Here is a 13,153-nt window from a genome sequence, read left to right as displayed (position 1 = left end):
TTCGTTAATCACGTCTGGTACTCCCCGATGACAGAACAACCCAACAACCCGCTGCACGGTATTACCCTCAAGGATCTGCTGACCGAGCTGGTGGATCGTTACGGCTGGGAAGAGCTGGCCCGCCGGGTCAATATCAACTGCTTCAAGAAGGATCCGAGCATCAAGTCCAGCCTTACCTTTCTGCGCCGTACCCCCTGGGCGCGCACCGAAGTGGAAGCACTCTATGTTCGGCTGAAGAACAGCCCCTGGCATCACTGAACCGCCGAGAAGAGTGAGGAATGAGAGGAAAGACGTGAGGTGAACAAGAACGGCGAGGCCTGTTCACACCTTCGTAGCCCCCTTCCCCCTTACACTGCTCGCCTTACCGTGGAATTTAATAAGCAGGACGCTTTCATGACCGACAGACATCAAATACGACAGCAGATCCGCCAGGCCCGCCGAGCCCTGAGCGGCACCGAGCAGCAGGCGGCATCCGAGGTGATCATTCGGCATGTGGCCGGCGCCGAGCATCTGGCCCAGGCCGGCAAGGTGGCGCTGTATCTGGCCAACGACGGCGAGCTGGATCCGCAGCCGCTGATTGACTGGTACTGGTCACAAGGTACTCAGGTGTACCTGCCGGTGCTGCATCACTTCAGCCCCGGTCACCTGCTGTTTTTGCGCTATGACCCCGACACCCGGCTGATTGCCAACCGCTTCGGTATTCCCGAGCCCAAACTGGATATTCGTCTGTTGCTGCCCAAGCAGGAGCTGGACGTTATCTATACCCCGCTGGTCGCGTTTGATAGCCAGGGTAATCGCATCGGCATGGGCGGCGGCTTTTACGACCGCACCCTGGCCGCCTGGCGTCAGGGACTTGGGCCACGTCCCGTGGGCCTGGCCCATAATTGCCAGCAACTACCCGCTATTCCTACCGACAGCTGGGACATCCCCCTGCCGGAGCTGATCACTCCCGACCAGCACTGGCGCTGGTAAAAGCCACATGCAAGGCAAGTGTGCTTTGCTATAATGCCGCCACTTTTACAGCAGACCGCCGTAAGCACCATAGCCCTGAGCAAGAGAAAAAAGCCATGACACAAGATGAGATGAAAAAAGCCGCCGGTTGGGCGGCGCTGGATTACGTAACGCCGGGCACCATAGTGGGTGTGGGTACCGGCTCGACCGTTAATCACTTTATCGACGCCCTCGGCTCGGTCAAGGATCAGATCAAGGGTGCCGTATCCAGCTCCGAAGCCTCCACCGCCCGACTGGAACAGCTCGGCATTCGCATCTTCGATCTGAATGACGTCAGCGAGCTGGCCGTTTATGTGGATGGCGCCGATGAAATAGACGACAGCATGGCGATGATCAAGGGCGGCGGCGCAGCCCTGACCCGGGAAAAAATCGTCGCCGCCGTGGCCGACCGTTTCATCTGTATCGTCGACGGCACCAAGACCGTGGATGTGATGGGCCGCTTTCCGCTGCCGGTAGAAGTCATTCCCATGGCCCGTGAATACGTGGCCCGAGAACTGGCCAAGCTCGGCGGCAAACCGGTCTACCGGGAAGGCGTGATCACCGACAACGGCAACCAGATTCTGGATGTGCACGGCCTGCAGATCACCGCGCCCAGAGAGCTGGAAAACCGCATCAATGCCATCGTCGGCGTGGTGACCAACGGCCTGTTCGCCGAACGCGGCGCCGATGTGCTGCTGATTGGCAGCCCGAGTGGTGTGGTCCGCAAAGGCGTTTAATCTTCTTGTGCGGCGTCCGCCCGGATGCCGCCGCTTAAACCAGTGCCGCCGCCTTGATCAGGGCATAGCAGGGGCTGCCCGGCATCAATTTCAGCTGTTCGACCGAATAGGCCGAAAGCCGCGCCGGTATGTGCAGCTCACCGGTGAGTGCCAGCATCAGCAACACCTGCCCGGTCGAGGTTGGGGTCAGACTCACTACCCGCGCCGGTAACTGGTTCAGCACCGAAATATCGGGCACCGGCGCCAGCGCCACGCTGACGTCGCGAGCCAACACCCGCAGCCGGGCCGCCCCCGCCCCGGCAGGATCATGCCCGGCCAGCCACAGCCGACCGGCGGCGCAGTCGAACGGCAGCCGACCATCGGCCAGCACCTCGCCGAGCCGGCCTTCCAGCACCCCCGCCGCGTCTTCATCCCGAAACAAGGGACTCAAGGGGCGAGCCAGTGCCTGCTGCAGGCTGTCGTTATGGCTGATGCGCCCACCCTCCATCAACAGCACCCGATCGGCCAGCCGTTCCACTTCTTCCGGCGCATGGGTGACATACACCACCGGCACCCCGGCCTGGGCCGAGAGTCGTTCCAGCAGAGGCAGAATGTCCCGCTTGGCGCGGGTGTCGAGTGCCGACAACGGCTCGTCCAGCAACAACAGCTGCGGGCTGGTAAGCAGCGCCCGGCCGATGGCGACTCGCTGGCGCTGACCACCGGACAGCTCGGTCGCCCGTTGGTGTAACAGCGGCGTCAGCCCCAGCCAGTCGATCAACTGCGCCTTGTCGGCTCGCCGCAGCGCCGCCGGCAACCGCCGCCAGCCATATTCCAGATTGCCCAGTACCGACAGGTGTGCAAACAGGCTCGCCTCCTGAAACACGTAGCCGAGCCGTCTTTTATGGGTCGGCACAAACAGCTGCTCGCTTTGCCAGCATTGCTCGCCCAGCCGAAAATGCCCGGAGCAGCGCTCCAGACCCGCCATGGCCCGCAGCAGGGTGGTTTTGCCACAGCCGGAAGGGCCGAACAGCGCGGTGACGCCGGTGGCGGGCAGCTCGAACTCCACCTCCAGTCGAAAGTCGGGCCGCTGCAGGGTAAAGGCGGCATGGATGCTCATGGGTGCACCACCGCAAAGCGTCGGTTAAGCGCATACACCAGCAGCAATATGCTGAATGACAACACCAGCAGAATGGCCGACAGCAGATGCGCGTCGCCGTATTGCAGGGTTTCGACATGGTCATAGATGGCGATGGAGATCACCTGGGTCGCTCCCGGAATGTTGCCGCCAATCATCAGTACCACGCCAAATTCCCCCAGGGTATGGGCAAAGCCGAGCACCACCGCCGTTAACAAGCCATTGCGGGCCAGTGGCAGCACCACGGTAAAAAACCGATCCAGCGGCGAAGCCCGCAAGGTAGCCGCTACCTCCAGCGGACGCCGGCCGATACTGGCGAAGGCGCCTTGCAACGGCTGCACCACGAACGGCAGCGAATAAAAGGCCGAACCGATCACCAGACCGGTAAAACTGAACGCCAGGGTGCCACCGCCCAGCGCCTGAGAGGTGATGCCGAAGATGCCGTTCGGCCCCAGCGCCAGCAGCAGGTAAAACCCCAGTACCGTCGGCGGCAACACCAGTGGCAGTGCCACCACCGCCTCTACCAGCGTCTTGAGCCGACAGCGACTCTGGCTCAGCCACCATGCCAGCGGCATGCCGATCACCAGCAGCACCAGCACGGTGACCGCCGCCAATCGCACCGTCAGCAGCAGCGCCGACAGATCGTCCTGAGACAACAACATGCTTTTCCTTGATGTCGGTTAATGGGAGCCGGCGGCCACGCCATAGCCGTAGGATTCAATCACCCCGGCGGCGGCCGGCGAACGAACATAGTCCAGCAACTGGCGAGCCGCGGCGCCGTCTTTCAGCAATACCGCCTGCTGCACTATGGGATCATATAACGGCTCCGGCACCTGCCAGTAAGAGCCCTCGGCAAAGACACCGTTCTTGAATACCTGGGACTTGGCGACAAATCCCAGCTGAGCATTTTGGCTGAACACATACTGATAGGCCTGGCCGATGTTTTCACCGCGCACCATTTTGGGCCTAAGCGCGGCCCAGACACCCTGCTTTTCCAGCACCTGCTGCGCGGCACGGCCATAAGGTGCGGTTTTCGGGTTGGCGATGGAAAGAAAATGAAAATCCTGCTTCTTCAGTACCCGCAAATCAGGGGAAATGTAATCTTCGATCGGGCTCCACAGCACCAGCTTGCCCAGCGCATAGGTGAAACGACTGCCGGCAATGGCCACCCCTTCTTGATCCAGCAGGGCCGGACGCCGTTCGTCTGCCGCCAGAAACACATCATAGGGAGCCCCGTTCTTGATTTGTGCATACAGCTTGCCAGTGGCTCCGGAAGAAATGAGTACCTGGTGCCCGCTTTGTGCGGCAAAATCATCGCCCAGCCGCTCCATCACTTCGATGAAGTTGGTAGCTACTGCCACTCGAATTTCATCGGCGGCCAACGGCGCCGAGCACCCCAGAACGGCACACAACAGAGTGAATCTCAGTCGGTGTTGCATTTCACTCTTCTCCACTGGCTATATAAAAATAGATACAACGCTGGCACTCTATCGCTATATAAATAAAAATACAACGATACTGCCCCGCCCGCGAAGAAGGATGAATGTGGCCATAATGACAGCCGGTAATACTGAGGAGCCATCATGGATTTGGAACTACTGCTAAGCCTGCACAGCCAGGAGCAGCTTTTCGTCAATCCCAAGCGTATTCGTTTGCTGGAGCAGATCCGTGCTCAGGGCTCGATCAGTCAGGGCGCCAGGGCCGCCGGCATCAGCTACAAATCGGCCTGGGATGCGGTAAACGACATCAACCGGCTGGCCGACAGCCCGGTGGTGGAACGTGAAACCGGCGGCAAGGGCGGCGGCGGCGCCGTACTGACGCCTTATGGCGAACGCTTGCTTAAAATATATGGTCTGTTGAATCGAATCGAGCGCATGGCGGTCGACGCCCTGCAGGACGAGTCCACTTCGCTCGACAGCCTGCTGTCGGTAGTGGCCCGTTTTTCGCTGCAGACCAGCGCCCGCAACCAGTTTTTTACGCGCGTGCTGACGCTGGAGCCGACGCATCTCAACCGCAAGATCTGCCTGCAGATGACCGGCGGCGCTCGAGTCTATGCGGATATTACCGAACGCAGCAGCCATCGGCTGGGGCTCATTCCCGGTAAGGAAGTACTGGCGCTGGTCAAGGCGCCCTGGGTGAGGCTGGTGCCGGAAAGAACCGCCATTACCGACAGTGATAACCGCCTGCCGGGGATTATCACTGCCGTTGTGCCGGGGGAAGAATTCGATGAATACGAACTTCAGCTGGATCAGGGGGAACCACTGTGCGCCCTGCTGTCAAAAACAGACAGCCACCGGCTGAAGCTGGCCGCCGGTGACCGGGTTCAGGCCTGTTTTGCTCCTTCTCAAGTGATACTGGCTACCTTGGGGTGAATGGACGGCTGTCAGCTTTAAGAATGTCTCTTAGTTACACATAAAGTGTCGGTAATCAGATCGTTTTCAGTCCGATGTTTGCACATCGGCCAAAGGGCCCACTCCGCCGACACGCTGTGGATACATCCATGTACGCTCTCTGTTTCATCCCTGAAACAGAAGGTCGGCTGAGCAGATCCCTTTGCCCTCCTTGAAGCTGGGGCATCGCCTTTTGGGGATGCCACCGGCTAACTCATGCGTCAGGAAGAGGCAACCCTGTTGCCTCCAGATATGGCTTATCGCTTGTTACCCCAGCATGCGCCGGATTACGTAGTGCAGTATGCCGCCGTGCCGGTAATAGGTCAGCTCGTTACCGGTGTCGATGCGACAACGCACCTTGATTTGCTGCACCTTGCCGTCCGCCCCTTTAATGGCCACGGTCAGCTCCTTGCCGGGGCTCAGGTCATTCAAGCCCTTGATGCTGATCAGCTCGTCGCCTTTCAACCCCAGGCTGTCGATGCTGTCACCGATAAACTCCAGCGGCACCACGCCCATGCCAATCAGGTTGGAGCGGTGAATACGCTCGTAAGACTCGGCAATCACGGCGCGCACCCCCAGCAAGCGGGTGCCCTTGGCGGCCCAGTCGCGGCTGGATCCTGTGCCGTATTCCTTGCCGGCCACCACCACCAGCGGCACGTCTTCCTGTTGGTAACGCATGGCGGCGTCAAAGATCGACAGCTGCTCTCCGCTGGGGTAATGGCGGGTTTCTCCGCCTTCCACGTTTTCCAGCATGCGGTTGCGAATGCGGATATTGGCGAAGGTGCCGCGCATCATCACCTCGTGATTACCGCGGCGAGAGCCGTAGGAGTTGAAGTCCTTGCGCTCCACCCCCAGCGATTGCAGATAATGACCCGCCGGGCTGTCGGCCTTGATATTACCGGCCGGAGAAATATGGTCGGTGGTGACCGAGTCGCCCAATACTGCCAGCAGCCGGGCCTCGACAATGTCTTCCACCGGCTCCGGCTCTTTGGCCATGGTCTGGAAAAACGGCGGGTGCTGAATGTAGCTGGAATCTGCCTGCCAGTTGAAGGTGCTGCTGCCTTTTACCTCGATGGCCTGCCAGCGTTCATCACCGTCAAACACCCGGGCGTACTCCTGGTGGAACATGTCGCTGTTGACCAGCGCCACCGCCTCGGCAACGGCCTGCTGCGACGGCCAGATATCTTTCAGGTAAACCGGCTTGCCGTCTTTATCGTTACCCAGGGGATCGCGAGTCAGATCGACGTTCATGTTGCCGGCCAGCGCATAGGCCACCACCAGCGGCGGTGACGCCAGCCAGTTGGTTTGCACCAAGGGATGAATACGCCCTTCAAAGTTGCGGTTGCCCGACAGGACCGAGCCGACGGTAATGTCATGCTGCCGAATCGCCTGCTCGATGGGCTCGGGCAAGGGGCCCGAGTTGCCGATGCAGGTGGTGCAACCGTAGCCCACCAGATAAAAGCCCAGTTGTTGCAGATAGGTCATCAGTCCCGCTTGCTCAAGGTAGTCGGTGACCACCTTGGAGCCGGGGGCCAGCGAACTTTTGACCCAGGGGGCACGGGTCAGCCCCCGCTCTGCCGCCGCCCTGGCCAGCAGGCCGGCGGCCATCAACACACTCGGGTTTGAGGTGTTGGTACAGGAGGTAATGGCGGCAATCACCACGGCACCGTCCTGCAGCCGGTGGGTGCTGCCATCGAGCGAGAACTCGGTGCCGGTCAGCGACTGTTCGCAGCCGACCGCGGTCTGACCGCCCTCGCCTTCCAGCCGCTGTTGCTGGGCTTGCCCGACCCTCAGCTCCCGGCTCAGGTTGAAGGCCGCCGGTACCTTGGACAATTCGACCCGGTCCTGCGGCCGTTTGGGCCCCGCCAGACAGGCTTGCACCTCGCCCATGTCCAGACTCAGGGTGTCGGTAAACACCGGCTCGTCACCGGCATGACGCCACAGTCCCTGTGCCTTGCTATAGGCTTCGACCAGCTCCACCTGCTCTTCACTGCGATCGGTCAGCCGCAGATAGCGCAGGGTTTCTTCGTCCACCGGGAAAAAGCCGCAGGTAGCGCCGTATTCCGGTGCCATGTTGGCGATGGTGGCGCGGTCGGCCAGCGGCAGGCTCGCCAGACCGTCACCGTAGAATTCCACAAATTTGCCGACCACTCCCTTGTTGCGCAGCATCTGCACCACCGTCAGCACCAGATCGGTGGCGGTAATGCCTTCGCGTAACTGGCCGCTGAGCTTGAAGCCCACCACTTCGGGGATCAGCATCGACACCGGCTGGCCCAGCATGGCCGCTTCCGCTTCAATACCGCCGACACCCCAGCCGAGAATGCCCAGGGCGTTGATCATGGTGGTGTGGGAGTCGGTACCCACCAGCGTATCCGGGCAAACGACCGTCGTGCCGTCCTGCTGCTGTTGCCATACCGTCTGGCCCAGGTACTCCAGGTTGACCTGGTGACAGATGCCGGTGCCGGGCGGCACCACGCGGAAGTTATCGAAGGTGTGCTGGCCCCAGCGCAGAAAGGCGTAACGCTCGCCGTTGCGGGCCATTTCCATGTCCACGTTGGTAGCAAATGCCTGTTCATTTGCAAAAGCATCCACCATCACCGAGTGGTCGATCACCAAATCCACCGCAGACAACGGATTTACCTGTTCGGCCTTGCCGCCGAGCCGCTGCACCGCATCGCGCATGGCGGCCAGATCCACTACCGCCGGCACCCCGGTAAAATCCTGCATCAGTACCCGTACCGGGCGAAAGGCAATTTCCCGACTGGAAGTCCCCTTTTGCAGCCAGTCGACCATGGCGGCGATATCATCCTGAGTGACGGTGTCGCCATCCAGGTTACGCAGCAGGTTTTCGGTCAGCACCTTGAGTGACTTGGGCAGACGGGCCAGTTCCTGCCTGGCCGCCAGTTTTTGCAGGCTGTAGTAATGAAAGGATTGCTGACCCAGGGTCAGGGTATCGATAAAAGACGCATTTGGACTGGAAGACATGATTCCTCCTCATCGATGGGCAGTGGCCGGAGCAAAACAACCGACGCGTACAGTACAACATTTAGGCATAGTACCGGCAGCAAAGAAAGTATCTGCTCATAACACATGCAAAATAAGTGTTTATTGGCGTAAAAACCGCCCAGCGCTGCTAGTTTGTAAGTACAGGTAAAAAATTTTTAGTTCAGGCCCGATTTTTCTTGTTGGCGCTTGCTCGCAAGATAGCGTAGATAGAGGCCTGAATTTTCTCCCCCGAATATCAACGGATAGAGCCGCCTCACACCCATGAAAATTGCCATTCTTTCACGTAATGCATCCCTGTACTCCACCCGCCGCCTGCGCGAAGCCGCCGAGGCGCGCGGCCATGAGGTACGCATCATCGATGCCCTCAAATGCTACATGAACATCAACGATAACAAGCCCTCCATTCACTATCACGACGAGGAGCTCGAGCACTTCGATGCGATTATTCCGCGTATCGGGGCCAGCGTAACCTTTTACGGTACCGCCGTATTGCGTCAATTTGAAATGATGAACGGCTATTCGCTGAATCACTCCGCCGCCATCAGCCGCTCCCGCGACAAGCTGCGTTCGCTGCAATCGCTGTCGGGTCAGGGCGTGGGCATGCCAATCACCGGCTTTGCCAACAAGCCCGATGATGTGCCCGACCTCATCAGCATGGTGGGTGGTGCACCACTGGTGATCAAGCTGCTGGAAGGCACCCAGGGCATCGGCGTGGTGCTGGCTGAAACCCGCAAAGCCGCCGAAAGCGTGCTCGAAGCCTTTATGGGACTCAAGGCCAACATCATGGTGCAGGAGTTTATCGAAGAGGCCGGCGGCGCCGATATTCGCTGCTTCGTGCTGGGTGACAAGGTCATCGCCGCCATGAAGCGTCAGGCCAAAGAAGGCGAGTTTCGCTCCAACCTGCACCGGGGCGGCGCCGCAAATCTGATCCGTATCAGCCCGGAAGAACGCAAGACCGCCATCGCCTCGGCCCGCGCCATGGGCCTGAGCGTGGCTGGCGTTGATCTGCTGCGTTCCAAACGCGGCCCCCTGGTGATGGAAGTCAACTCATCGCCGGGTCTGCAGGGTATCGAGGTGGCAACCGGTAAGGACGTGGCCGATCTGATGATTCAGTATATAGAGCAGAACGCCCATAAAAAGGCAAAGACCAGAGAACGCGGCTGATGGTCGAGCCTTTTCACATCGCCGGGGAGCAGGTTGCCCCGGGCCAGCGCAAGATATTGCAGCTGGCACTGGCCCAGCTTTATACCCAATCGCCGCTGACGGTGCCGCTGGAGGTGGTACACGGCAAGCAGCCGGGGCCGGTATTGCTGATCTGCGCCGCCATTCATGGCGACGAGCTCAACGGCATCGAGATAGTCAATCAGGTCTTGAGCCGGGTGAATCCGGCGCGACTGAAAGGCACCCTGGTCGCGGTGCCGGTGGTCAATGTATTCGGTTTTATCCACAAGTCCCGCTATCTGCCGGACCGGCGCGATCTGAACCGCTGTTTTCCGGGGTCGGAAAAAGGCTCGCTCGGCTCGCGGGTCGCACATTTTTTCGTGGATGAAATCGTCAACAAATGCTCGCACATCATCGACCTGCACACCGGCGCCATTCATCGCTCCAATTTGCCCCAGATCCGTGCCCAATTAGACTGCGAAGTTACCCGCCAGATGTCCGAGAGCTTTGGTGCACCGGTGATCCTGGACTCCAGCATTCGCGATGGCTCGCTACGGGCGGTGGCTGAAAGCCGCGATATCCCGGTGATCCTGTATGAAGCCGGCGAGGCCCTGCGCTTCGATCCGGTGGCCATCAAGGCCGGTACCCGCGGCGTACTGAACGTGATGCGCACCCTCGGCATGCTGAAGCCCACGGTCAGCAAAGCCCGAATGAACCCGATGATCGCCAGGTCCAGCGCCTGGACCCGCGCCGAGCAAGACGGTTTGTTACATCTCAAGGCTCGACTGGGTGACCGGGTGAGCAAGGGAGAGTGCCTGGGTACCATTACTGCCCCACTGGGCGACGAGATTTGTGAAGTAGTGGCGCCAAAAGGAGGTATCGTGATTGGCTGCCTGACCATGCCGTTGGTCAATGAAGGAGACGCGGTTTACCATATCGCCACGTTTGACGAGGTAAAACAGGCCGAAATCAGCGTAGAACGCTTCGTGGACGAACTGGATATCCATCCGCAAACATTATAAAAAAAGGGGCCTCAGGCCCCTTTTTAATGGCTAATGCTTGTAATCAGTGCAGAATTCGCGCGCGAATGGTGCCGTCAATGGATTTCAGCTTTTCCAGCGCCTGCTCGCTTTGTGCCGTTTCCACTTCAATCACCACATAACCAATCCTGGGTGAAGTCTGCAGATACTGGGCGGCGATGTTGATATCGTCGGCGGCAAAGGCCTGCACTATCTGGCTCAGGATACCCGGCTTGTTGTGGTGAATATGCAACAGGCGGCTGGTATCCGGATGCTCGGGCAGAGACACCTCGGGGAAGTTGACCGCAGACAGGGTAGAGCCGTTATCGGAATACTTGATAAGCTTGCCAGCCACTTCGTATCCGATGTTTTCCTGGGCTTCCTGGGTAGAACCACCGATGTGCGGCGTCAGAATCACGTTATCGAACTCACGCAAGGGTGACACGAACTCTTCGGCGTTGGACTTGGGCTCAACCGGGAACACATCGATGGCGGCTCCGGCAATGTGCTTGCTGGCCAGCGCAGCGGCCAGGGCATCGATATCCACCACGGTACCGCGCGACGCATTGATAAGAATGGCGCCCGGCTTCATCATCGCCAGCTCTTCGGCACCCAGCATGTTCCTGGTCTGCGGGGTTTCGGGCACATGCAATGACACCACGTCGGAGATGTTCAGCAGCTCTTGCAGGCTGGCTACCTGAGTGGCGTTACCCAGAGACAGTTTGCTTTCGATATCATAATAAGACACCTGCATACCGATACCTTCGGCGATAATGCCAAGCTGAATACCGATATGGCCATAGCCGATAATGCCCAGACGCTTACCGCGGGCTTCAAAGGAATGATGGGCGGTTTTCTGCCATTCGCCCCGATGGGCCAGCGCATTACGCTCGGGAATACCACGCAGCAACAGCAACAGTTCACCCAATACCAGTTCGGCCACGCTGCGGGTGTTGGAGAAGGGGGCGTTGAATACCGGAATACCGCGAATTTCGGCGGCGCTCAGATTAACCTGATTGGTACCGATACAGAAACAGCCGATGGCGACCAGCTTGTCGGCCGCATCCAGTACCGCCTCGGTCAGCTGGGTGCGCGAACGCAAACCGACGAAATGAACGTCTTTGATGCGCTCTTTCAGTTCATCTTCCGCCAGCGAGGTTTTCAGGTAGTCGATGTTGCTGTAACCCGCACTTTTGAAAGATTCAACTGTGCCCGGGTGTACCCCTTCCAGTAATAAAATTTTAATTTTTTCTTTATCTAAAGAATGGTTAGCCATTACCTGGTCCTTTATGACAACTGCGTTGGTATCACCATAAAGTACCAAAAACATCGGCTTTAGGGAATTTATGTAACCAAAGTCACGTTTTTTTAAGTTATAAATTTTTTTTTAATCTTCCCGCTGTAAATAAGGCGACTCCATTCGCCTTCTCGGTACCGTTCAATCCAGATTGAATACCACCTGTACCCGATCGGTAAACGGTATTTCATTCTGTACATAGCTGGCATCCAGCGCTTCTTTCGACGCCATGGTCGCCATGGCACCAAGATGTCGAGACGGGTTAATCGGCCCTTGCGGCTGGTATTCGATGGCGTACACCTCGCCCAAACTGCGCCCGAACCCCTGCGCCAGTTCCTCTGCCAGAGATCTGGCGTTGGTTATCGCCGCCAGGCGTGCCTCGCGACGCAGTTCGTCTTCATTACGTCGGCCATAGCTGACCTGCTGAATGTTCTGGATACCCTGCTCCAGTATTTTGTTCAGGGTCTGACTCAGCAGATCCAGATCGTACAGGCGTACACTGATTTGTCGCTCGGCCAGATAACCATTAAGCGTGGGGCTGCCGCCATTTTTCGAATAGGTATAATCGGGACGGGTAATCACATTACCGCTATCGATGTCCTTTTTACCAATGCCGAGGCGCGCCAGACTGCTGAACAGCGCCGCCACCTTGGTGTCCACGTCTTCTTTCGCCAGTCGGCTTTCCGGCTTGAGTGCGGTCACCGCTACCGACAGGGTCGCCATATCGGGGGCGACCCGTATTTCAGACTGGCCCTGAGTCACCAGATGGGGATGCTCGGGAACGGCGATGGCAAAAGTGGTGGCGCTGAACAGCAGAGGCAGCAGCAACAGACTGCCCCGTGAAGAGATATGCATAATAAAGCCTCATGATAAGCACGCGACAAGGTTGCCTGATGGAGCCAACCCGTTTAATCATGATGACTATACACCGCCAGCCAGTTGATCACATCGTCGATAAGCTCACCGTCAAGGTGGCTTGTGTCAGCGGCAGTCGCAGCCAGAGCCGGCGCCAACGGCTCGCTTTCGTAGAGAATATCGTCCAGACTCAACACCACCAGCTCGTCGGTAGCCATCGTCTCGATCGGCTCCGGTAATACCGGAGCATTCGACGGCCCCGATGCGCGCTCTTCCATGCCTGATGAATTCACCGCCAGAGAGGCTCCCGCCTCGTCCAGAAGAATGATGTCACCGGGTATGTCCGCACCGGACAAGTACCACTGCTGCCCTTCGAAATCGATGGTAAATGCCGCCACCGACTCCCCTTCGCCATCAAAAAGCTCAACCTGCTCCAGTGCGTGGCCACCGAGTGACCAGGGTATACCCACACCGTCATCCACCAGAATATCCTGCCCGTCCCAGCGATAACTGACGCCCTGCAATAGCACCGTGGTCACCTTGGCCATGTTCACCTCTGTGTCCGTCAAGAAAAGGCGCCCGTT

The 13,153-nt window shown here is 58.7% G+C and carries 13 protein-coding genes; 6 read left to right on the top strand and 7 right to left on the bottom strand.

Annotated features, from left to right (window positions below; all coding sequences use genetic code 11):
* Positions 1 to 27: 27 nt before the first annotated feature.
* From Q0753_RS03540 to rpiA, 3 genes are all read left to right on the top strand, one after another.
* On the top strand, positions 28 to 258 hold the full coding sequence (locus Q0753_RS03540) for a VF530 family protein (protein WP_298717335.1): 231 nt from the start codon (positions 28 to 30) through the stop codon (positions 256 to 258).
* A 135-nt stretch (positions 259 to 393) separates the two neighbouring features.
* Positions 394 to 972, top strand: a complete 579-nt coding sequence (locus Q0753_RS03535; RefSeq protein ID WP_298717332.1) for a 5-formyltetrahydrofolate cyclo-ligase — start codon at positions 394 to 396, stop codon at positions 970 to 972.
* Positions 973 to 1,067: 95 nt separating this feature from the next.
* Complete coding sequence (gene rpiA / locus Q0753_RS03530; protein WP_298717329.1) at positions 1,068 to 1,727, top strand: ribose-5-phosphate isomerase RpiA; 660 nt, start codon at positions 1,068 to 1,070, stop codon at positions 1,725 to 1,727.
* A 34-nt stretch (positions 1,728 to 1,761) separates the two neighbouring features.
* On the opposite strand, the gene modC is transcribed toward rpiA, so the two are convergent.
* Genes modC through modA form a run of 3 tightly spaced genes read right to left on the bottom strand, consistent with a single transcriptional unit; the run spans position 1,762 to position 4,280 of the window.
* Positions 1,762 to 2,823 (bottom strand): molybdenum ABC transporter ATP-binding protein, encoded by a 1,062-nt coding sequence (modC, locus tag Q0753_RS03525; protein WP_298717326.1) that lies wholly within the window; start codon positions 2,821 to 2,823, stop codon positions 1,762 to 1,764.
* Positions 2,820 to 3,497, bottom strand: coding sequence for a molybdate ABC transporter permease subunit (gene modB / locus Q0753_RS03520; protein WP_298717716.1), 678 nt, complete (start codon positions 3,495 to 3,497; stop codon positions 2,820 to 2,822). Before modB ends, modC begins: the two co-directional genes overlap by 4 nt.
* Positions 3,498 to 3,521: 24 nt before the next feature.
* Positions 3,522 to 4,280 carry a molybdate ABC transporter substrate-binding protein gene (gene modA / locus Q0753_RS03515; protein ID WP_298717323.1) on the bottom strand — a complete coding sequence of 253 codons (759 nt, stop codon included), beginning with the start codon at positions 4,278 to 4,280 and terminating at the stop codon, positions 3,522 to 3,524.
* Between the two features lie 144 nt (positions 4,281 to 4,424).
* On the opposite strand from modA, the gene Q0753_RS03510 reads away from it, so the two are divergent.
* Positions 4,425 to 5,213 (top strand): TOBE domain-containing protein, encoded by a 789-nt coding sequence (locus tag Q0753_RS03510; RefSeq protein ID WP_298717320.1) that lies wholly within the window; start codon positions 4,425 to 4,427, stop codon positions 5,211 to 5,213.
* 285 nt (positions 5,214 to 5,498) lie between these two features.
* Here the strand turns inward: Q0753_RS03510 and acnA are convergent, their stop codons facing one another.
* Positions 5,499 to 8,216: an aconitate hydratase AcnA gene (acnA, locus tag Q0753_RS03505; protein ID WP_298717317.1), complete on the bottom strand. Its 2,718-nt coding sequence runs from the start codon at positions 8,214 to 8,216 to the stop codon at positions 5,499 to 5,501.
* A gap of 282 nt (positions 8,217 to 8,498) precedes the next feature.
* Between acnA and rimK the strand changes: the two genes are divergently transcribed.
* Entirely contained in the window at positions 8,499 to 9,401 is a 903-nt protein-coding gene (gene rimK / locus Q0753_RS03500; protein ID WP_298717314.1) for a 30S ribosomal protein S6--L-glutamate ligase, read from the top strand.
* Positions 9,401 to 10,420 (top strand): succinylglutamate desuccinylase/aspartoacylase family protein, encoded by a 1,020-nt coding sequence (locus Q0753_RS03495; protein ID WP_298717312.1) that lies wholly within the window; start codon positions 9,401 to 9,403, stop codon positions 10,418 to 10,420. The genes rimK and Q0753_RS03495 overlap by 1 nt, the downstream gene beginning before the upstream one ends.
* 43 nt (positions 10,421 to 10,463) lie before the next feature.
* Here the strand turns inward: Q0753_RS03495 and serA are convergent, their stop codons facing one another.
* From serA to Q0753_RS03480, 3 genes are all read right to left on the bottom strand, one after another.
* A complete protein-coding gene (gene serA / locus Q0753_RS03490; protein ID WP_298717309.1) occupies positions 10,464 to 11,693 on the bottom strand; it encodes a phosphoglycerate dehydrogenase in 1,230 nt (409 codons plus the stop codon).
* Positions 11,694 to 11,855: 162 nt separating this feature from the next.
* Positions 11,856 to 12,569, bottom strand: a complete 714-nt coding sequence (locus Q0753_RS03485) for an SIMPL domain-containing protein (protein ID WP_298717306.1) — start codon at positions 12,567 to 12,569, stop codon at positions 11,856 to 11,858.
* 53 nt (positions 12,570 to 12,622) lie between these two features.
* Positions 12,623 to 13,138, bottom strand: a complete 516-nt coding sequence (locus Q0753_RS03480) for a hypothetical protein (RefSeq protein WP_298717300.1) — start codon at positions 13,136 to 13,138, stop codon at positions 12,623 to 12,625.
* Positions 13,139 to 13,153: the final 15 nt, after the last annotated feature.

This window comes from uncultured Oceanisphaera sp., assembly GCF_947495715.1.
Taxonomy (GTDB): Bacteria; Pseudomonadota; Gammaproteobacteria; order Enterobacterales; family Aeromonadaceae; genus Oceanimonas; species Oceanimonas sediminis.
The sequence above is the reverse complement of the archived record's forward strand: the minus strand, read 5'-3'. Positions and strand labels throughout refer to the sequence as shown.